We start from the raw sequence: 312 nt of genomic DNA, 5'->3' as shown, positions 1-312 counted from the left end.
GGTCATGGCCGATAACCTGCCCGAGCCGTCCGTCCTGCTCGCAGATCGCGGCTATGACTCTGACAACGTTCGCAAAACCATGGAGGCGCGCAACGTCGTGCCTGTCATCCCCATGCGAAAGACCCGCAAACTGCGCGTGGGCGTCGATCGCTCCATCTACCGGCTGCGCAATCTGGTCGAGCGCTGCTTCAACAAGCTCAAAAACGCCCGCCGCGTCGCCACCCGCTACGACAAGACCGCCGAGAGCTTCCTTGGCTTCATCGACATCACATCTATCCGCCTATGGCTCCGCCATTTGTCAACATGACCTAG

At 60.3% G+C, this 312-nt stretch carries 1 protein-coding gene; it reads left to right on the top strand.

The window, feature by feature from the left end; all coding sequences use genetic code 11:
- Positions 1 to 307, top strand: a 307-nt coding sequence (locus tag AB9K34_RS21370; protein WP_369956611.1) for a transposase, incomplete at its 5' end; no start/stop codon positions are given.
- Between the last annotated feature and the right edge of the window lie 5 nt (positions 308 to 312).

The sequence above is a fragment of the Sedimentitalea sp. XS_ASV28 genome (assembly GCF_041224545.1).
Lineage (GTDB): Bacteria > Pseudomonadota > Alphaproteobacteria > Rhodobacterales > Rhodobacteraceae > Sedimentitalea.
The sequence above is the reverse complement of the archived record's forward strand: the minus strand, read 5'-3'. Positions and strand labels throughout refer to the sequence as shown.